The following is a 20445-nucleotide window of genomic DNA, read 5'->3' as shown; positions in this document are numbered from 1 at the left end:
TGGTATGGCCGGATTGTTGCCAGGTTATGTTGCAGTGCAGATTGACCGATGGTTGGGAACGTTCCCACAATCCGCGCCATGAACAATGCCCATTCATCCCTCCCGGCGGTTGCACCCACCGCTCCTGCGGGCCTGCAGATCGCCGTGCGCCTGGGCGCCAGGGTGCGCGACAAGGCCGACGCCATTGACCAGGCCGCCCGGCTGCTCCAGGACAGCGGCAGCGTGGCCCCTGGCTATGCCGCCGGCATGCAGGCGCGCGAGGCCCAGGCCGAAACCTTTCTGGGCCACGGCGTGGCCATTCCCCACGGCCGCGCCGAAGACCGGGCCCTGGTGCTGCGCGACGCGGTGGCCGTGCTCCAGGTGCGCGAGGGCCTGGATTGGAATGCCGGCCAGAACGTGCATCTGGTCGTGGCGGTGGCGGCACGCTCCGATGCCCACATCACCTTGCTGCGCCGCCTGGCCGGCCTGCTGCAGACACCCCGGCTGCAGGCGCTGTTCACCACCGGCGACGCGCAGCAGGTCATCGATGCACTCCAGGGGCAGGCGGACCCGGCGCCGCCTGCCGCCCGCCCGGCGGCAGTGGACCTGGCCGAGGCGTGCGAATGGACCATTGCCTATCCCAACGGCCTGCATGCGCGGCCTGCCACGCGCTGGGCGGAGGCGGCGCGCGGCTTTGCCTCGCGCATGCAGGTGCGCCATGGCGGCGAGGTGGCCGATGCGCGGCAGATGGCCAGCCTGCTGCAGTTGGGACTGCGCGAAGGCGACAAGGTCACCATCTCGGCAGAGGGCCCTGACGCCAGGGCCGCGGTCCAGCGCCTGTGCGCCGTGGCCCAGGCCCTGGTGGCCCAGGAACGTGCCGATGCCGACGCCGCTGCGCGCAAGGCGGCCGAATCGCCCGCCACGGGCTGGCTGCCGCCGCTGGCGCGGCCTGCCTTTGTGGGCCTGGGCGCCAGCCCGGGGCTGGCCGTGGCCCGCATCCACCAGTGGCGTGTGGAGGCCGCCGAGATCCCCGACCTGCCCGAGCCGCTCAGCGTGGGCGGTGCGCGGCTGCATGCGGCGCTGGCCGAGACGCAGGGCCAGCTGCGCGCCCTGCATGACGACACCCGCCGCCGCCTGGGCGCAGGCGATGCGGCCATCTTCAGCGCGCAGGCCGAGTGGCTGGGCGACACCGGTCTCCTCACGCGCGCCTGCCAGTTCATGGTCCAGGGCCACGGCGTGGCCTGGGCCTGGGACCAGGCCGTGGAGGAGGGCGCTGCCCGTCTCCAGGCGCTGGACAACCCCGCGCTGGCCGCGCGTGCCGCCGACCTGCGCGACGTGGGCCGGCGCGTGCTCGTGCAACTGCAGCCCTCGCTGGCAGCGGCGGGGCCGGAGGGCCTGCCGGAAGGCGGCTGCATCCTGGTCGCGGCCGATCTTTCTCCCTCGGAAACCGCCCAGCTGGACACGGCGCGCGTGGCCGCGCTGGTCACGGCGCAGGGCAGCCCCACCTCGCACACGGCCATACTCGCGCGCACGCTGGGGCTGCCGGCCGCCGTGGCGGCAGGCGGCGGCGTGCTGGGCATGGCCGATGGGGCCCTGGCCATCGTCGATGGCGCCAACGGCCGCATCTACCTTGATCCCTCGGAGCAGGACCTGGCTTCGGCGCGTGCCCACATGGCCGAGCAGCAGGCACTGCAGGAACGCGTGGCCGCGCAGCGCAGCCTGCCTGCCATCACCACCGATGGCGTGCGCATCGAAGTCTGCGCCAACGTCAACCTGCCCGAGCAGGTGCCGCTGGCCCTGTCCCAGGGCGCCGAGGGCGTGGGCCTGATGCGCACGGAATTCCTGTTCCTGGAGCGCGGCAGCACGCCCGGCGAGGACGAGCAGTACGAAACCTACCGCGCCATGGCGCAGGCGCTGGAGGGCCGGCCGCTGATCGTTCGCGCGCTGGACATCGGCGGCGACAAGCAGGTCGCCCACCTGGAGCTGCCGCGCGAGGACAACCCCTTCCTGGGCGTGCGCGGCGCGCGGCTGCTGCTGCGCCGCCCCGACCTGCTGGAGCCCCAGATGCGCGCCCTGTACCGGGCGGCCCGCGATGGCGCAAGGCTGTCCGTGATGTTTCCCATGGTCACCAGCGTGCAGGAACTGCTGGCGCTGCGCGCGGCCTGCGAACGGCTGCGCGCCGAACTGGACGCCCCGGTCCTGCCGCTGGGCATCATGATCGAGGTGCCCGCCGCCGCCGTGCAGGCCGACGCACTGGCCCGCCATGCCGATTTCTTCTCCATCGGCACGAACGACCTGACCCAGTACGTGCTGGCCATGGACCGCCAGAACCCGCAACTGGCGGCCGAGGCCGACAGCCTGCATCCGGCCGTGCTGCGGATGGTGCGTGCCACCGTGCAGGGCGCTGCCACCTGCGCGCGCCCCGTGGGCGTCTGCGGCGGACTGGCCGGCGACCCGTTCGGTGCGCTGCTGCTGGCCGGGCTGGGGGTGGGCGAGCTGTCGATGACGCCCAACGACATCGCCGGTGTCAAGGCCGGCCTGCGCGCGGCCAGCCTGCGGCAGCTGCAGGCGCTCGCAGACAGGGCGCTCGGCTGCGAGGATGCCGCGCAGGTGCGGGCACTGGCCAAGGAGGTGACGGCATGAACGCCCCGCAAGCCATTACCGTGACCCTGAACCCGGCCATAGACCAGCTTGTGACCCTGGACGCGCTGCTGCCCGGCCAGGTGCAGCGCGCGCTGGGCAGCGTGCAGGCGCCGGGCGGCAAGGGCATCAATGTTGCCGCCGCCTTGGCGGGCCTGGGCATTTCCACGGCCGCGCTGGGCGTGCTGGGCAGTGACAACGCCGGCATGTTCGAGGCCTTGTTCGCCCAGCGCGGCATTGCCGACGCCTGCCTGCGCGTGCCGGGCCAGACGCGCACCAACATCAAGCTGGTGGCCGACGGCGGACGCCAGACCACGGACATCAACCTGCCGGGCCTGGCCTTGGCCGAAGCGCATCTGGACGCCGTCATGTCCACGCTGGCCCGGTATCTGCGGCCCGGCCTGGCCGTCGTGCTGTCGGGCAGCCTGCCGGCCGGCCTGCCTGCGGACAGCTGGGCCCGGCTCCAGGCCCAGGCCGTGGCCGCCGGTGCCGACGTGCTGCTGGACACCAGCGAGGGCCCCCTGGCTGCTGCCCTGGCGGCACCCCATGCGGCCATGCCCTGGGCCATCAAGCCCAACCGGGAGGAGTTGCAGGCCGCCACCGGCCTGCGCCTGGACGGCCGCGACGCGCTGCTGGCCGCCGCGCGCAGCCTGCTGGACAGGGGGCTGGGGCTGGCCGTCGTGTCCATGGGCGAGGAGGGCGCGCTGTTCGCCACCGCGCAAGGCGCGGTGATCGCGCGGCCGCCGCAGCGGGCACGCGGCAGCTCCGTGGGCGCGGGCGATGCCATGGTCGCGGGCATGGTGGCCGCGCGACTGCGCGGACTGGATCTGGCGGACACCGCACGCCTGTCCACGGCCAGCGCGCTGGCCTGGCTGCAGGCCGCGCCCGCGCGCGAAGTCGATGCCAACCGCGTCCAGGCCCTGGCTGCCAGCGTGCTGCTGGAGCCATGCCAGTGGCCGTGATCCCCCATTCTTCAGGAGCTCTCATGAACCCTCTTTTTGTGGTGATCGCAGCCGCCGGGCACGACGCCGAAGCGCTGCTGGCCGCCGAAGCCCTGCGCCATGCGGCCGGACAGCGTCCCTTGGCCGTGGAAGTGCGCGCCAGCGGCGGTGTGATCGGGCTGCATGCAGCCGATGCCGCCGCGCAGGCCGGGCAATTGCTGATCGTGGGGGATGCCGGCACCGATGACGATGCAGATACCGACGCCGATGCCTCCCGCTTCGTGCAGGCCGCCGTCGAGCGCTGCAGCCTGCGCGAGGCGCTCGACGATCCGGCCGGCGTGCTGGCACGCTGCGCTGCCGCCAGTCCCGCTGGCGAGCGCATGGGCGAGAACATGGGCAAGCGCACGGGCAAGCGGATCGTGGCCGTCACCTCCTGCCCCACGGGCATCGCCCATACCTTCATGGCGGCCGAGGGGCTGCAGCGCGGCGCGGCTGCGCTGGGCCACGCCATGCGCGTGGAGACACAAGGCTCGGTGGGCGCGCTCGATGCGCTGACGCCGCAGGAGATTGCCGAGGCCGACCTGGTCATCATCGCCGCCGACCGCGAGGTGGATCTCTCGCGCTTCGCGGGCAAGCCGCTGCTGCGCAGCGGCACCAAGCCGGCCATACGCGACGGCTCGGGCCTGATCACCCGGGCGCTGGCCGAAGCCGCCGTGCATGGTGTCGCCGTGGGCGCTGCTGCGGCAGGCGGCGCCGCGCCCACGCCGGCCCGGACCCAGGGTGGTGCCTATCGCCACCTGATGACCGGCGTGTCCTTCATGCTGCCCTTCGTCACGGCGGGCGGCATTCTGATCGCCATGGCCTTTGCGCTGGGCGGCATCTATGTCCATGACGATGCCCACCAGGGCACGCTGGGATGGACGCTGTTCCAGATCGGCGCCAAGGGCGGCTTTGCGCTGATGGTGCCGGCACTGGCCGGCTATATCGCCTATTCCATTGCCGACCGGCCCGGCATTGCGCCGGGCATGATCGGCGGGATGATCGCGTCCAGCATGGGGGCGGGATTCATCGGCGGCATTGCGGCCGGCTTCATCGCAGGCTACGGCGTGGCCTTCATGGCGGCGCACATCCGGCTGCCGCAGGCGCTCAAGGGCCTGCTGCCCATGCTGATCCTGCCTGTGCTGGGCAGCCTGTTCACGGGGCTGCTGATGTTCTATCTGGTTGGTGCGCCCGTGGCCGAGCTGCTGCAGTGGCTGAGCGCCTGGCTGCGCGGCATGCAGGGTGCCAGTGCCTTGCTGCTGGGCCTGTTGCTGGGCGCGATGATGGCCTTTGACATGGGCGGGCCGGTGAACAAGGCCGCCTATGCGTTTTCCACGGGAATGATCGCGAGCCAGGTCTACACGCCCATGGCTGCAGCCATGATCGCCGGCATGACGCCGCCGCTGGGGCTGGCCCTGGCCACGCGCCTGTTTGCCGACCGCTTCACGCGCGAGGAGCGCGGCAGCGCCGCCTCGGCCGGCGTGCTGGGCCTGGCCTTTGTCACCGAGGGGGCCATTCCCTACGCGGCGCGCGATCCGCTGCGCACGATTCCGGCCCTGGTGCTGGGCTCGGCTGTGGCCGGCGCCGTGTCCATGCTGGCGGGGGTGGAACTGAAGGTGCCGCATGGCGGCATCTTCGTCGCGCCCATTCCCAATGCCGTGACCCACGTGGCCATGTATGCGGTGGCGCTGGTGGCAGGCGTGGTGGTCACGGCCATCGCCCTGCGCATGTTCAAAAGGCCCGCCGAAGCGGGCCTTTGAAGCAGGAAGCCGGGGGAGCGCCTGGCGCGGCTCCCCCGCAGCGTTCAGCGGGCTGCGGCGCGGGCCTGTTCCAGCCAGCCGTCGAAGGTCTTCTGGTGGGCCTTGATCCAGCCGTCCACATGGCGGTTGATGTCCGAAGGCTTGCTCTGGCCCTGGCTCATCATGTGGTTCTGTGCGCTGATGTCACCCACGGGGACCTGCATCAGCTCGAACAACTTGGCGGCATCGGGATGCTTGTCGGTGAAGGCCTTGTTGGCGATGATCTGCTGCTTGTTCACCACGAAGCCGTAGTTCTTGCCGTTGGGCAGCTTGGTGTCCAGCTTGGCCTGCTCGCCGGGCAGCGAGGAGAACGGCACCTCCAGCCACACCACGTCCTTGCCGGGCTTGAGCACGTTGCTCACCCAGTAGGGCGTCCAGGTGTAGTAGAGGATGGGCTTGCCGGCCTTGTAGCGCGAGATGGTGTCGGCGATCAGCGCCGAGTAGGTGCCCTGCTTGTGGGTCACGGTGTCGCGCAGCTTGTAGGCCGTCAGGTGGTGCTCGATCACGGCCTCGCAGCCCCAGCCCGGCGTGCAGCCGGTGAGGTCGGCCTTGCCGTCGCCGTCCGAGTCGAACAGCTTGGCGATCTTGGGGTCCTTGAGCTGGCCGAGGTTGGTGATCTTGTATTCGTCGGCCGTCTTCTTGTCCATCAGGTAGCCCTGGGCGGCGTTGTCCGAGTACACGCCCTTGCGGAACAGCTTTGCGTCGCCGCCCGCGTTCTTGTAGTAGTCGGCGTGCAGCGGGTTCCAGTGCGTGGCCAGGAAAGTGGCATCGCCATTGGCAATCGCCACGTGGGCCGTGGGGTACTCGACCTCCTGGAAGGGCTGCACGTCATAGCCCAGCTTCTCCAGGGCCTTCATGACGATGAGGGTCTGGAAGCTCTCTTCGGCGATGGAGCTCTTCAGTGGCAACACCTTCACGCCCTTTCCGGGCTGTTCGTCGGCCGACCATGCGCTGGCGCTGGCCAGCGCAATGCCTGTGGCGATGGCGCCGGCGCGCAGCCAGTGGCGCAGTGCGTTGGCCTGCAGTCGGTTGGGGTTCAGGGCTTGGATCATCCTCGGGTTCCTCCGTTGTGTGATGAAAGGGGAGCGGGCGGCCAGCGGGGCTGGCCGTTTTTCGGGAAGGCGGCGCGGCAGAAGGCCCGTCCGCGCCGCAGGCAAGGCGTTCAGCTGGTGCTGCCGCGATGAACCGGCTTGCTGCCGGCGCCCAGCAGGCGGGCAATGCAGCCGGCGGGGCCGCTGTGCCACCAGCGCGCACCGCCACGTGTGGTCTGTCCCATGGCCTGGGTGATGCGGTCCAGCACGATGGCCAGCAGCACGATGCCCAGGCCGCCCACGGTGGCCAGGCCCATGTCCAGGCGGCCGATGCCGCGCAGCACCATCTGGCCCAGGCCGCCCACGGCGATCATGGAGGCGATCACCACCATCGACAGCGACAGCATCAGCGCCTGGTTCACGCCGGCCATGATGGACGGCATGGCCAGCGGCAGCTGCACCTTCCACAGCAGCTGCCAGGGCGAGGCGCCGTACGCGCGGCTGGCCTCGATCAGGTCGGGGCGCACCTGGCGGATACCCAGGTTGGTCAGGCGGATCAGCGGCGGCAGCGCGAAGATGATGGTCACGATCACGCCGGGCACGTTGCCGATGCCGAACAGCATCACCACGGGCACCAGGTAGACGAAGGCCGGCGTGGTCTGCATGGCGTCGAGCAGCGGCCGCGTCCAGCGCTGGGCACGGTCGCTGGAGGCCAGCAGGATGCCCACGGGCAGCCCGATGACCATGCAGAACACCAGCGAGGTCAGCACCAGCGACAGCGTCACCATGGCCTCGGGCCAGATGCCCAGCATGGCGACGACCACCAGCGAAACGGCGGCGCCAATGGCCATGGCGCGGCCCGCGAACTGCCAGGCCACCAGGGTCAGGATCAGGATCAGCAGCGGCCAGGGCAGGGCCAGCATGGCATCGGTGATGCCCGACAGCGTGCCGTCGATGGGCGTGCGCACGGCCTGGAAGAAGGGGCGGAAATGGTGGACCACCCATTCCAGGCCGCTGTTGATCCAGCCCTGCACGGGCAGGCCGTCCGTGGTCAGTTGGTGCCAGAGGCTGGCCTGTGCGTCGTCGGGAACCCCGGCCGACGCGCCCAGCCAGTCGCCGCCCGGTGCATCGCCGCTGCTGGCAGCGCCCCAGGGATCGGGCGACGCATCGGCGGGCGCCTGCGTGGAGGCGGCTGCCCAGGGATCGGCGCTTGCGGGGGCCGCGGCATCGGCGGCAGCAGGGGCTGCGTTTGCATTGGCGCCTGCTTCGGACCAGGGATCGGTGGCGGCAGCGGCGGTGTTCGGGTTCAGGTTGTTGTTGGCATCGCTCATGCGGCATCTCCTTGTCGTTGTTCGATCGGCTCCACGGTCGGCGCGACGGTGGGGGCAACGGTGGGAGCGTTGGAGGCCGGGAAATGCGGGTTGAGCGTGACCGGCGGCACGATCTCCTGCGGCGGCGGCACGGGCGGCGTGTCGCGGTCCAGGAAGCGCAGCATGGTGGTGCGGCTGACCACGCCCATGAACTGGCCGTCGTCGCTGGTCACCGGCAGCGCGCAGGGCGCAGCGGCCACGGGGCCGAACAGCTCGGCCACGGGCGTGCCTGCGGACAGCGGCTCCACGTTGGGCAGGAAGGCGTGGCTCAGGCCCAGCATGCCCGGGCGGCCATGCAGTGCGTCGCGCAGCGATTGCGAGGACACCACGCCCAGGAAGCGGCGGCGCGCGTTGACCACATAGGCGTAGTCGCGATCGGAGTCTTCCAGCAGGCGCTGGGCTGCGCGGCAGCCGCGGTCGCTGTGCTCCGACACCACGGTCAGGGCCTGGCGCGCAATGTCCCCGGCCTTGAAGACCGAGGCCGCGTCCACGCCGCGCACGAAGCTGCGCACATAGTCGTCGGCGGGGCTGCGCAGGATCTCGTCGGGCGTGCCGACCTGGATCACCTGGCCGTCCTTCATGATGGCGATGCGGTCGCCGATGCGCATGGCCTCGTCCAGGTCATGCGAGATGAAGACGATGGTGCGGCGCTGGATCTGCTGCAGGCGCAGCAGCTCGGACTGCATCTCGGTGCGGATGATGGGGTCCAGGGCCGAGAAGGCCTCGTCCATCAGCAGGATGGACGGATCGGACGCCAGCGCCCGGGCCAGGCCCACGCGCTGCTGCATGCCGCCCGACAGCTCGTCGGGATAGCTTGCGCCCCAGGCGCCCAGGCCCACCTGCTCCAGCGCGGCCTGGGCCTGCTTCTGGCGCTCGGCCTTGTCGGCGCCGGCCAGCTCCAGGCCGAAGGCCGTGTTGTCCAGCACCGTCATGTGCGGCATCAGCGCAAAGGACTGGAACACCATGGAGATGTCCTTGCGGCGCAGCGCGCGCAGATCGCGCTCGCTCAGGGCATTGATGTCCTGGCCATCGACCACGATGCGCCCGGCCGTGGGCTCGATCAGGCGGTTGAGCATGCGCACCAGGGTGGACTTGCCCGAGCCCGACAGGCCCATGACGACGAAGATCTCGCCGGCCTCGATGGTGAAGTCGGCGTCGAACACGCCGATGGACTGGCCCGTGCGCTCCAGGATCTCCTGTTTGCTCAGGCCTTGTTGGACGAGCTCGAGTGCGGTCCTGGGGTCGTCCCCGAAAACCTTGAACACATGATCGATGATGATCTGCTTGGCCACTGTGGCGTTCTCCTTTTGGGTGAGATGGAACACAGTCCAGCGTCCTCGACGGGCGAAGACGCTGGCGCGCAAGCCAAAAATGAAGCCCTGATGCCGTTCGCTGCAGGGGACGGCCGTCCCCCGTTGCTGGAATTCAAACAGGTGCGAAAGCACCCGAGACGGCTCGGATGGCACGCGAAGCGGTGCGCAAGAGCCAGAGGTCGAGAGCAGCCGGCGGCAAGCGCGCGCGGTGTCTCAGGCGGGCATCGTGGCTGAAGATCAGCCAGCGCGATGCCCCACAACATCAGGACCGAGTTTCGGCCCGGTTGACGGGGCTGTGCCGGGAGCACAACGATCCGCCGGAGGGATCGGCAGGCCGTGAAGACGGTGCCGATGACCTGCTTGGCAGGTTGTAAAGAAGCCGAAATTATATAAAACAGGTTTTACTGCGTCAAAACGCATGAGCCGAAGAAGGCCTGTTTTGGGCTGTTTCAAGCCCTTGGGGGATGCAATCCGGCCATTATTTGCTCTCTTAATGAGAGCGTTGAGGCCATGATTCACAAGGCATATGCTGTCATCGATGAATAAAATCGGTCAAGCGTCAGCTTGAGGAAAGCTTCAGGCCCGATCTGCGGCAAAAAGCGTGCCTGGTGCGCTGGCCGGCCGGGCGCTGGCAGGTGACCGACCCGTTGCCTGCGCCCGCCCATGAAAAAAGCCCCGCAGCGGCTGGCGCTGCGGGGCTTCGGTGCGGGATGCCGACGGGCTCAGTGGTTGCTGGCCGTGCTGTTGATCAGCTTGTCGGTATAGGCGATGGCCAGGGCGCTGGCCAGGAAGGTGACGTGGATGATGGTCTGCCACATCAGCACCTTGACGTCGTAGCTGCCCGCGTTGATGAAGGTCTTGAGCAGGTGGATGGAGCTGATGCCGATGATGGACAGGGCCAGCTTGACCTTGAGGATGGAGGCGTTCACGTGGCCCAGCCACTCGGGCTGGTCGGGGTGGCTGTCCAGGCCCAGGCGGCTGACGAAGGTTTCGTAGCCGCCCACGATGACCATGATCAGCAGGTTGGAGATCATCACCACGTCGATCAGCGCCAGCACCACCAGCATGATGATGGTTTCGTTGAGCGCGCCAATGGGCGCATCGTGCTTGTAGCCGATGCTGGTGATCAGCGCCTGCAGCGCTTCCTGGTTGCCGAAGGCGGCCTCGATCAGGTGCCACAGCTCCAGCAGGAAGTGCCAGACGTAGACGCCCTGGGCGGCGATCAGGCCCAGGTACAGCGGCAGCTGCAGCCAGCGGCTGGCGAAGATCAGGGAGGGCAGGGGACGCAGGGGGGAGCCGGGGGCTCGGTTGGAGTTTTGCTGGCGGGCCATGGTGGTCGGTCGCGCTTGTCTTGCGTGGGGGCGTGGATGGGAGGGGACAATGGCCGTGGAAAACGGGCGCGCGATTTTAGCGGCGAAACAGGCCATTGCCGGTGACAGCCAGGAACTGCGGGGAATCCCCAGGTAGACGCGCCCAAGGGTGTTTCAGTCAGTGGCATGTAAGACCGGCCCCCGACAGTCACACCACAATTTTTATTTGGCCAGCCCAGGAGACAAGCAAGCATGAGCACCGCAACAGCATCCCCCATTGAATCGGTACTGGTGGAGAACCGGGTCTTCCCGCCGCCGGCAGACTTTGCCGCCAAGGCCCGCATCTCCGGCATGGAGCAGTACAAGGCGCTGTGCGCCGAGGCAGAGAACGACTACCAGGGCTTCTGGGCCCGCCTGGCGCGCGAGAACGTGGTCTGGTCCAAGCCCTTCACCCAGGTGCTGGACGACAGCAATCCCCCCTTCTTCCGCTGGTTCGCCGATGGCGAACTCAATGCCAGCGCCAATTGCCTGGACAAGCACATGGGCACGGCCGTCGAGCACAAGACGGCCATCATCTTCGAGGCCGATGGCGGCGAGGTCACCAAGGTCAGCTACCGCGAGCTGCTGGAGCGCGTCTCGCAGTTCGCCAACGCGCTCAAGGCGCAGGGCGTGCAAAAGGGTGACCGTGTCCTGATCTACATGCCCATGACCATCGAGGGCGTGGTGGCCATGCAGGCCTGCGCGCGCATCGGCGCCACGCACAGCGTGGTGTTCGGCGGCTTCTCGGCCAAGGCGGTGCAGGAACGCATCGTCGACGTGGGCGCCGTGGCCGTGATCACCGCCAACTACCAGATGCGCGGCGGCAAGGAACTGCCGCTCAAGGCCATCGTGGACGACGCGCTGGCGCTGGGCGGCTGCGAGGCCGTGCGCCATGTCTTCGTCTACGAGCGCACGGCCACGGCCTGTGCCATGACGGCGGGCCGCGACAAGACCTTCGGCGAGATCCTGGCCGGCCAGAGCACGGAGTGCGCGCCCGTGGCCGTGGATTCCGAGCACCCGCTGTTCATCCTCTACACCAGCGGCTCCACCGGCAAGCCCAAGGGCGTGCAGCACTGCACGGGCGGCTATGTGCTGTGGGCCAAGCAGACCATGGAGTGGACCTTCGACCTCAAGCCCAGCGACGTGTTCTGGTGCACGGCCGACATCGGCTGGATCACGGGCCACACCTACGTGGCCTACGGCCCGCTGGCCGCTGGCGCCACGCAGATCGTGTTCGAGGGCGTGCCCACCTTCCCCAATGCGGGCCGCTTCTGGCAGATGATCGAGCGCCACGGCTGCACCATCTTCTACACGGCGCCCACGGCCATCCGCTCGCTGATCAAGGCCGCCGACAGCGATGCCGCCGTGCATCCGAAGAACTGGAACCTGTCCAGCCTGCGCCTGCTGGGCAGCGTGGGCGAGCCCATCAATCCCGAGGCCTGGATGTGGTACCACAAGCATGTGGGCGGCGAGCGCTGCCCCATCGTGGACACCTTCTGGCAGACCGAGAACGGCGGCCACGTGATCGCCCCCATGCCGGGTGCCACGCCGCTGGTGCCGGGTTCGTGCACGCTGCCGCTGCCGGGCATCATGGCCGCCATCGTCGACGAGACCGGCCACGAACTGCCCAACGGCGCAGGCGGCCTGCTGGTGGTCACCAAGCCCTGGCCCAGCATGATCCGCACCATCTGGGGCGACCCCGAGCGCTTCAAGAAGAGCTATTTCCCGGCCGAACTCGGCGGGCAGACCTATCTGGCAGGCGACGGCGCCGTGCGCAGCGAGGACCGGGGCTACTTCCGCATCACCGGCCGCATCGACGACGTGCTCAATGTCTCCGGCCACCGCATGGGCACGATGGAGATCGAATCGGCCCTGGTCGCCAAGACGGATCTGGTGGCCGAGGCCGCCGTCGTGGGCCGCCCCGACGACCTGACCGGCGAGGCCATCTGCGCCTTCGTGGTGCTGAAGCGGGCACGCCCCACGGGCGAGGAAGCCAAGCAGATCGCCAAGGAGCTGCGCGACTGGGTGGCCAAGGAAATCGGCCCCATCGCCAAGCCCAAGGACATTCGCTTCGGCGACAACCTGCCCAAGACGCGCAGCGGCAAGATCATGCGCCGCCTGCTGCGCTCGATTGCCAAGGGCGAGGCCATCACCCAGGACACGAGCACGCTGGAGAACCCGGCCATCCTCGACCAGCTGGCCGAGACGAACTGAGGTCCGGCACGACCGCCATGAAGAACCGGAGCCCTGGCTCCGGTTTTTTCTTGGCCGGACTGCGGGCGGCGCCCTGTCTTGCAGTCCTATTTTGTGTGGGCCGACAGCTCAGGCATGATGGTTGCGGTACAACCGAAGCTGTTGCTTTCACCACTGCCGAGGGAGGCCTTTCACCATGAATCTGAGAACCCTGTCGCTGCTGATCACCGTGGCCCTGATTGCGCTGCTGGCGGCATTCAACTGGAACACGCTGGCCGCACCATCCGTCGTGTCGCTGGGCGTCACCGATGTCCAGGCGCCGCTGGGCGTGCTGATGCTGGCGCTGACCTGCCTGCTGGGCGTGTTCTTCGTCGCCTATGTGCTGTGGCTGCAGGGCTCGGTGCTGATGGAGGCGCGCCGACACGCCAAGGAAATGCAGGCCCAGCGCGACCTGGCCGACAAGGCCGAGGCCTCGCGCTTCACCGAGCTGCGCACCGTGCTGGAAGACCTGCATGCGCGTGACAAGGAGGTGCTGATGGCGCGGCTGGATGCGCTGGAGGCCCATCTGGTGCAGCGCGCCCAGGAGTCGGACAACAGCACGGCCGCCTATGTGGGGCAGCTGGAGCAGCAGGTACGCCTGCACCAGCAGCCCGGCACGGGCGCTGCGGACTACAGGTAAGGGGGCCGGGCCCGGATTCACCGGCGGACCATGAAAAAACCGCGCGACTTGCGTAGCGCGGTTTTTTTGCGGGCCCTGAGGCGGGGGCCCCGAAAGAAAGGCGGAGCCTACTTCAGCGACATCACCCAGGCGGCCAGCTTCTTGGCATCGGCTTCGTTGACCTGGGGGTTGGCGGGCATGGGAACCGGGCCCCAGACGCCGCTGCCGCCCTTCATGATCTTGCCTGCCAGCTTGTCCACAGCGTCCTTCTGGCCGGCGTACTTGGCGGCCACATCCTTGTAGGAGGGGCCCACCAGCTTCTTGTCCACTGCGTGGCATGCCATGCAGTTCTTGGAGGTGGCAAGTGCCTGGTCGGCCATGGCGGGGGCCACGGCGGCGACGGTCAGGGCAAATGCAATCAATGTCTGCTTCATCATGAGTTCCTGGGGTGTTGTCGGGAATAATTATGCGAACCATTGTAGTGGGCGCGCATGCGTGATGCGTTACCTCGTGTGAAGCGCTTTGTGGCGAAGGAGAAGTGATGTATCTGTTGGGAATTGCGGTCCTGCTCACCCTGCTCAAGCTGGCCGATATCGAACCTGTCGCCACCTGGTCGTGGTACGTCATCCTGGGCGCCTATGGCTTGACGGCGGCCTGGTGGGCCTGGGCGGACATGTCGGGCTACACCAAGCGGCGCGCGGCCGACAAGATCGAGCAGCGGCGCCTGAAGCGCATCGAAAAGAACAAGGAAGCCATGGGCACGGGCACGCGTTCGCGCCGCTGATCGGATCTGAATTGCGCAGCAGGCTTCGCCGCAGGCGATGCCTGGGGTCTGCAAAGGGGCGGTCCACGCTGGCCGGGGCATTCCTGCGCCCCAGCAGTGCGGCGGGTGCTGCGCCATAATCTTCGCCCAGACCCTGGCCTTCCCCACAGGACCAGGGACGGACCGAGACGACAGACAACTGGATTGCCCATGCCCGCATACCGTTCCAAGACTTCCACCGGCGGCCGCAACATGGCTGGTGCGCGCGCCCTGTGGCGTGCCACCGGCATGAAGGATGGCGACTTCGACAAGCCCATCATCGCCATCGCCAATTCCTTCACGCAGTTCGTGCCCGGCCACGTCCACCTCAAGGACCTGGGCCAGCTGGTGGCGCGCGAGATCGAGGCCGCAGGCGGCGTGGCCAAGGAATTCAACACCATCGCCGTGGACGACGGCATCGCCATGGGCCACGACGGCATGCTGTATTCGCTGCCCAGCCGCGACATCATCGCGGACTCGGTGGAGTACATGGTCAACGCCCACTGTGCCGACGCGCTGGTGTGCATCTCCAACTGCGACAAGATCACCCCCGGCATGCTGATGGCTGCCATGCGGCTGAACATTCCCGTGATCTTCGTCTCGGGCGGCCCCATGGAAGCGGGCAAGACCAAGCTGGCCAATCCCACCACGCACACGCTGGAGTTCAAGAAGCTGGACCTGGTCGATGCCATGGTGATCGCGGCCGACTCCAACTACACCGACGAGCAGGTCGCCCAGGTCGAGCGCTCGGCCTGCCCCACCTGCGGTTCGTGCTCGGGCATGTTCACCGCCAACTCCATGAACTGCCTGACCGAGGCCCTGGGCCTGTCCCTGCCCGGCAACGGCACGGTGTTGGCCACGCATGCCGACCGCGAGGAACTGTTCAAGCGCGCCGGCCGCCGCATCGTCGAGCTGGCCCGCGAGTACTACGAGCAGGAAGACGCATCCGTGCTGCCGCGCTCGGTGGGCTTCAAGGCCTTCGAGAACGCGATGACGCTGGACATCGCCATGGGCGGCTCCACCAACACCATCCTGCACCTGCTGGCCATTGCCCGTGAAGCCGAGATCGACTTCACCATGGCCGACATCGACCGCCTCTCGCGCCAGGTGCCCCAGCTGTGCAAGGTCGCGCCCAACACGCAGAAGTACCACATCGAGGATGTGCACCGCGCCGGCGGCATCTTCGCCATCCTGGGCGAGCTGGCTCGCGCCGGAAAGCTGCACACCGACGTGCCCACCGTGCACGCCAAGACCCTGGGCGAAGGCCTGGCGCAGTGGGACATCACCACCACCCAGGACGAAGCCGTGCGGCACTTCTACCTGGCAGGACCGGCCGGCATCCCCACCCAGGTGGCCTTCAGCCAGAACACGCGCTGGCCCAGCCTGGACCTGGACCGTGCAGAAGGCTGCATCCGCTCCTACGAGCACGCCTTCTCCAAGGAGGGCGGCCTGGCCGTGCTGACGGGCAACATCGCCCTGGACGGCTGCGTGGTCAAGTCGGCCGGCGTGGACGAAAGCATCCATGTGTTCGAGGGCACGGCCCACGTGACCGAGTCGCAGGACGAGGCCGTGCAGAACATCCTGGACGACAAGGTCAAGGCCGGTGACATCGTCATCGTGCGCTACGAAGGCCCCAAGGGCGGCCCCGGCATGCAGGAAATGCTGTACCCGACCAGCTACATCAAGTCCAAGGGCCTGGGCAAGGCCTGCGCGCTGCTGACGGACGGGCGCTTCTCGGGCGGCACCTCGGGCCTGTCCATCGGCCACTGCTCTCCTGAAGCTGCCGCTGGCGGCGCCATCGGTCTGGTGAAGAACGGCGACCGCATCCGCATCGACATTCCCAACCGCAGCATCAACGTGCTGGTCTCCGACGAGGAACTGGCCCGCCGCCGCGCCGAGCAGGATGCCAAGGGCTGGAAGCCCGCCCAGCCGCGCCCGCGCAAGGTCTCGGCCGCGCTCAAGGCCTATGCCAAGCTGGTGATGTCGGCCGACAAGGGCGCCGTGCGCGACCTGTCGCTGCTGGACGACTGACACCGGGCTGCACCGCCGCCCGGCGGTGCGCACCCGATGGAAATGAAAAGGGATGGAAGGCCTTGCGGCTTTCCATCCCTTTTTCTTTTCTCTTCTCTCAGGCCCTCGAGGGCTCTTGTTTCATCGTGGGGCGACCGGCTTGCCGTTTCATCGTGGAGCAAACAGCCCACTCTCATTTATGGGAAGTGCCTGAAAAACTGGCGCGGCCAAAACAAGGGACAGCGAGCAAGGGCCGCCCCGCCGCGAGGCTGTCGTCCCCCTCCCGCGAAGCGAGAGAGGGCGCCGTGCACACGGGGGAAGGCGCGAAGCGCCTCAGGGGGAGCTTCATTCAGGCCGGTTCGCCCATCTTGCTTTGCAGGTAGTTGGGCAGGCCGATCTTCTCGATCAGGCCCAGTTGCTTCTCCAGCCAGTAGGCGTGGTCTTCCTCGGTGTCGCGCAGCTGGGCCAGCAGCAGGTCGCGGCTGTTGTAGTCGCCGTGGCGCTCGCACAGGGCCATGGCCGAGCGCAGGCTGTCGCGCACGCGGTATTCGGTGGCCAGGTCCTTGCGCAGCATCTCTTCGACGGTCTCGCCGGGCGTGAACTCGTGCGGGCGCATGTCGGGGCGGCCGCCCAGGAACAGGATGCGGCGCAGGATGGCGTCGGCGTGCTGGGTTTCCTCTTCCATCTCATGGCCGATGCGCTCGAACAGGCGCAGCAGGCCCTGGTCCTCGTACTGGCGCGAGTGGATGAAGTACTGGTCGCGTGCGGAAAGTTCGCCGCGCAGCAGCTCTATGAGGCATTCGATGACTTCTGGCTGGCCTTGCATGTTCTTCTTCTCCTGACTGTGTTGAACACCGCAAGTATCGCGTGAACCCCCGGATCGGCCAAAACACCTGCCGCAATTCCCCGCGTGCCGCGCATTGCATGCATGCGCGACGCAGAAGCATTCGCATCGCCACCGGTCTGGGTGGTGACCGGCCTAGGGTAAACGCTGTATTGCTATGTCGAATAATAGTTATTTATCATAACGATTATGGATCCGAAGCATCGGTGTCCAACCTCCCATTTCCCTTTTGCACAAGGAAGCGCAATGAGCACCGAACGTACCGAAGAACAGACCGTGTCCTGCACCGTCGAAGGCCGCGTGGCCTGGGTGAAATTCAACCGCCCCGAAAAGCGCAACGCCATGAGCCCCCAGCTCAACCGCCAGATGATGCGCGTGCTCGACGACCTGGAGTTTCGTGACGACGTGGGCGTGGTCGTTCTGGCCGGTGAGGGCACGGCCTGGACTGCCGGCATGGACCTGAAGGAATACTTCCGCGAGACCGAGGCCACGGGCCTGGCCGGCACCCGCAAGGCCCAGCGCGAGAGCTATGGCTGGTGGCGCCGCCTGCGCTGGTTCCAGAAGCCGACCATCGCCATGGTCAACGGCTGGTGCTTCGGCGGCGGCTACGGCCCGCTGTTCGCCTGCGACCTGGCCTTTGCCTCGGATGACGCCAAGTTCGGCCTGTCCGAAATCAACTGGGGCATCCTGCCCGGCGGCGGCGCCTCCAAGGTGGCGGTGGAGCTGCTGTCCTTTCGCCGCGCCATGTACCACGCCATGCTCGGCGAGAACATCGACGGCCGCACGGCGGCCGAGTGGGGCCTGGTCAACGAATCCCTGCCGGCCGACCGCCTGCAGGCCCGCGTCACCGAAGTGGCCGAGGCCCTGCTGCAGAAGAACCCCATCGCCCTGAAGGCCACCAAGGACGCCATCCGCCGCGTGCGCGACATGAGCTACGACAACGCCGAGGACTATCTGGTGCGTGCCCAGGAAGCCGCCAACAGCTTCGACAACGAAGGCCGCAAAGAAGGCATGCGCCAGTTCCTGGACGACAAGACCTACAAGCCAGGTCTCGGAACCTACGACTTGAGCAAGCAAGTCACCCCCTGAGGCGCTTCGCGCCTTCCCCCTCTCTAACTCGCTTCGCGAGGGAGGGGGACGACACCCTCAGTGCGGGGCGGCGCGGCCGGCTTAGGCCCTTCCTCGGTGTCCCTCGCTTGGGCAGCGTCCACCACGCGCGGTAGGCCTCCCAGCTTTAATCATTGGAGACAAGAATGACAACGACAGAGATGGCGGCCGCCGTGCGGCCCGACATCGGCAGGCTGCTGAGGCCGCGTTCCATCGCCATCGTCGGCGCCTCGGCCACGCCGGGTGCGCTGGGCGCATCGGTGCTGGGCAATCTGGAGCGCAACGGCTTCGCTGGCGACATCCACCTGATCAATCCCAAGCGCAGCGAGATCGCCGGGCGGGCCTGCCTGGCCTCGGTCGATCAGCTGCCCGAAGGCGTGGATGTGGCCGTGCTGGCCATCCCCCAGCCCTTTGTGCTGGACACGGTGCGCGCACTGGCGGCGCGCCGCGTGGGCGCGGTGGTGATTTTCTCGGCCGGCTTTGCCGAGGCAGGCGAGCGCGGCATGGCCGAGCAGCGCGAGATCGCACGCATCGCCGCCGAGGCCGGCATGGTGGTGGAGGGCCCCAACTGCCTGGGCTGCATCAACTACCTGCAGCGCGTGCCGCTGACCTTTGTCGAAGTGAATATCGACGCGCAGCAGGTCGATGCCGCGCGGCCCGCCATTGGCGTGGTCTCGCAAAGCGGCGCCATGATGACCGTGCTGTGCACCACGCTGGCCAGCCGCGCGCTGCCGCTGTCGCACGCCATCTCCACGGGCAACGAGGCCGCCAGCCATGCCGAGGACTATGTGGACTTCCTGCTGGAGCAGCCTTCCACGCGCGTGGTCGCCATGATCGTCGAGCAGTTCCGCCAGCCCGGGCGCATTCTGGCCACCGTGGCCCGTGCGCGCAGCCTGGGCAAGTCGGTGGTGCTGCTGCATCCGGGCAAGAGCAGCGCGGCGCGCGCCTCGGCCGCCACGCACACCGGCGCCATGGCCGGCGACTATGCGCTGATGCGCACCAAGCTGGAACGCGCAGGCGCCGTGTTTGCCGAGACGCTGGAGGAGCTGGGCGACATCGCCGAGATCGCCATCCGCTGCCCGGTGCTGCCATCGGCTGGTGCAGCCGGTGCAGCAGCTGCAGCTGGAGTTGCCGTGCTGGGCGAGTCCGGTGCCTTCAAGGCGTTGACGCTGGACTGGGCCGAGGAGCTGGGCCTGGCGCTGCCCGCCATCGGCGACGACGACTCGCCCGCGCTGCGGGCTGCGCTGCCCGAGTTCGTGGGCGTGAGCAACCCGCTGGACCTCACGGCCCAGGGCCTGGTCGAGCCGGACCTGTATTTCCGCACGCTGGATGCGCTGTTTGGCGATGCGCGCTTTTCCACCATCATCGTCGGCCTGATCCAGGGCGACCCGGTGACCTGCGGCATCAAGATGCCGCCCGTGCTGCGCGCCGTGCGCGAGCTGCGGCCGGCCAAGCCCGTCATCGTGGCGGGCCTGGACGAGGGCGCGGCCGTGCCTGCCGAGTTCATCGCCGAGATGCGTGCGCTGGGCGTGCCGTATTTCCCCAGCACCGAGCGTGCCCTGCGCGCCGTGCAGCGCCTGACCGCCTTCAGCCAGCGCAGTTTCGAGCGCACCGATGCCCAGCCCGTCGCGCTGGCCCTGCCCGCAGGCCGCACGGTGGTGCCCGAGTACGAATCCAAGGCCGTGCTGGCCCAGGCCGGCGTGCCGTTTGCGAAGGGCCGCCTGGCCACCTCGGCCGAGCAGGCCGTGGCGATTGCGGCGGAGATCGGCTGGCCCGTGGCGCTCAAGGCGCAGTCGGCCGACCTCAGCCACAAGAGCGATGCAGGCGGCGTGATCCTGAACATTGCCGATGCGCAGGCCATGGGCGATGCCTGGAGCCGGCTGCATGCGAATGTGGCCGCCTATGACAGCGCCATTGCGCTGGACGGCGTGCTGATCGAGGCCATGGGCCGGCATGGCCTGGAGATGATCATCGGCGCGCGCAACGATCCGCAGTGGGGTCCCGTGATCCTGGCGGGCCTGGGCGGCGTGACGGCCGAGATCATGCGCGACGCGCGCCTGCTGGACGCCGACCTGTCCACCAGCGAGGTGCTGCGCGAGCTGGACCGCCTGCAGGGCGCGCCGCTGCTGCACGGCTACCGTGGCGCCCCGGCGCTGGACCGCCAGGCGCTGGCCGAACTCATCGTGCGCCTGGGCCAGGTGCTGCGCGGCACGCCGGCCATCCGCGAGATCGACCTCAACCCGGTCATCGTGCTGCCCGAAGGGCAGGGCGTGGTCGCGCTCGATGCGCTGATGCTGGTCGAGCACAGCGCGGGCTGATGCCCGCGCAAGGGCTGGCGCGGTGCGCCGGCCCTTTTCATGCGCAGCCCTG

15 protein-coding genes are annotated in these 20445 nt (G+C 68.3%); 9 read left to right on the top strand and 6 right to left on the bottom strand.

The genetic code is table 11. The annotated features are described in order from the left end of the window. Positions 1-78: 78 nt before the first annotated feature. Genes ptsP through PO605_RS09395 form a run of 3 tightly spaced genes read left to right on the top strand, consistent with a single transcriptional unit; the run spans position 79 to position 5359 of the window. Entirely contained in the window at positions 79-2622 is a 2544-nt protein-coding gene (gene ptsP / locus PO605_RS09405; protein WP_272206349.1) for a phosphoenolpyruvate--protein phosphotransferase, read from the top strand. After that, positions 2619-3581 (top strand): 1-phosphofructokinase family hexose kinase, encoded by a 963-nt coding sequence (locus PO605_RS09400; RefSeq protein WP_272206348.1) that lies wholly within the window; start codon positions 2619-2621, stop codon positions 3579-3581. Before ptsP ends, PO605_RS09400 begins: the two co-directional genes overlap by 4 nt. A 23-nt stretch (positions 3582-3604) precedes the next feature. After that, a complete protein-coding gene (locus PO605_RS09395) occupies positions 3605-5359 on the top strand; it encodes a PTS fructose transporter subunit IIC (RefSeq protein ID WP_047475143.1) in 1755 nt (584 codons plus the stop codon). 44 nt (positions 5360-5403) lie between these two features. Here the strand turns inward: PO605_RS09395 and proX are convergent, their stop codons facing one another. The 4 genes from proX to PO605_RS09375 form a co-directional block, all read right to left on the bottom strand. Further along, positions 5404-6450 carry a glycine betaine/L-proline ABC transporter substrate-binding protein ProX gene (gene proX / locus PO605_RS09390; RefSeq protein WP_046985394.1) on the bottom strand — a complete coding sequence of 349 codons (1047 nt, stop codon included), beginning with the start codon at positions 6448-6450 and terminating at the stop codon, positions 5404-5406. Positions 6451-6560: 110 nt separating this feature from the next. Then, a complete protein-coding gene (gene proW, locus PO605_RS09385; protein ID WP_047475144.1) occupies positions 6561-7760 on the bottom strand; it encodes a glycine betaine/L-proline ABC transporter permease ProW in 1200 nt (399 codons plus the stop codon). Then, on the bottom strand, positions 7757-9091 hold the full coding sequence (gene proV, locus PO605_RS09380) for a glycine betaine/L-proline ABC transporter ATP-binding protein ProV (protein WP_016453088.1): 1335 nt from the start codon (positions 9089-9091) through the stop codon (positions 7757-7759). Before proV ends, proW begins: the two co-directional genes overlap by 4 nt. Before the next feature lie 743 nt (positions 9092-9834). Continuing rightward, complete coding sequence (locus tag PO605_RS09375) at positions 9835-10443, bottom strand: TIGR00645 family protein (RefSeq protein ID WP_012204594.1); 609 nt, start codon at positions 10441-10443, stop codon at positions 9835-9837. Between the two features lie 231 nt (positions 10444-10674). Between PO605_RS09375 and acs the strand changes: the two genes are divergently transcribed. Next, positions 10675-12675 carry an acetate--CoA ligase gene (gene acs, locus PO605_RS09370; protein WP_016445177.1) on the top strand — a complete coding sequence of 667 codons (2001 nt, stop codon included), beginning with the start codon at positions 10675-10677 and terminating at the stop codon, positions 12673-12675. A gap of 175 nt (positions 12676-12850) precedes the next feature. Further along, complete coding sequence (locus tag PO605_RS09365; RefSeq protein ID WP_016445178.1) at positions 12851-13333, top strand: hypothetical protein; 483 nt, start codon at positions 12851-12853, stop codon at positions 13331-13333. A 107-nt stretch (positions 13334-13440) separates the two neighbouring features. On the opposite strand, the gene PO605_RS09360 is transcribed toward PO605_RS09365, so the two are convergent. After that, the gene (locus tag PO605_RS09360) at positions 13441-13746 is read right to left on the bottom strand and encodes a c-type cytochrome (RefSeq protein WP_016445179.1); all 306 of its coding nucleotides are present in this window, start codon (positions 13744-13746) and stop codon (positions 13441-13443) included. A 107-nt stretch (positions 13747-13853) separates the two neighbouring features. On the opposite strand from PO605_RS09360, the gene PO605_RS09355 reads away from it, so the two are divergent. Beyond that, complete coding sequence (locus tag PO605_RS09355) at positions 13854-14096, top strand: TIGR04438 family Trp-rich protein (RefSeq protein ID WP_016445180.1); 243 nt, start codon at positions 13854-13856, stop codon at positions 14094-14096. A 189-nt stretch (positions 14097-14285) separates the two neighbouring features. Next, positions 14286-16145 carry a dihydroxy-acid dehydratase gene (ilvD, locus tag PO605_RS09350; protein WP_016445181.1) on the top strand — a complete coding sequence of 620 codons (1860 nt, stop codon included), beginning with the start codon at positions 14286-14288 and terminating at the stop codon, positions 16143-16145. Positions 16146-16473: 328 nt separating this feature from the next. Here the strand turns inward: ilvD and bfr are convergent, their stop codons facing one another. Beyond that, a complete protein-coding gene (bfr, locus tag PO605_RS09345; RefSeq protein WP_016445182.1) occupies positions 16474-16950 on the bottom strand; it encodes a bacterioferritin in 477 nt (158 codons plus the stop codon). 264 nt (positions 16951-17214) lie between these two features. Between bfr and PO605_RS09340 the strand changes: the two genes are divergently transcribed. Both PO605_RS09340 and PO605_RS09335 read left to right on the top strand, forming a co-directional pair. Then, on the top strand, positions 17215-18057 hold the full coding sequence (locus PO605_RS09340) for a p-hydroxycinnamoyl CoA hydratase/lyase (protein WP_016445183.1): 843 nt from the start codon (positions 17215-17217) through the stop codon (positions 18055-18057). Between the two features lie 164 nt (positions 18058-18221). After that, the gene (locus tag PO605_RS09335) at positions 18222-20393 is read left to right on the top strand and encodes an acetate--CoA ligase family protein (protein WP_272206344.1); all 2172 of its coding nucleotides are present in this window, start codon (positions 18222-18224) and stop codon (positions 20391-20393) included. Positions 20394-20445: the final 52 nt, after the last annotated feature.

The sequence above is a fragment of the Delftia sp. DT-2 genome, from assembly GCF_028401915.1.
GTDB classification, from domain to species: domain Bacteria; phylum Pseudomonadota; class Gammaproteobacteria; order Burkholderiales; family Burkholderiaceae_C; genus Comamonas; species Comamonas tsuruhatensis.
The sequence above is the reverse complement of the archived record's forward strand: the minus strand, read 5'-3'. Positions and strand labels throughout refer to the sequence as shown.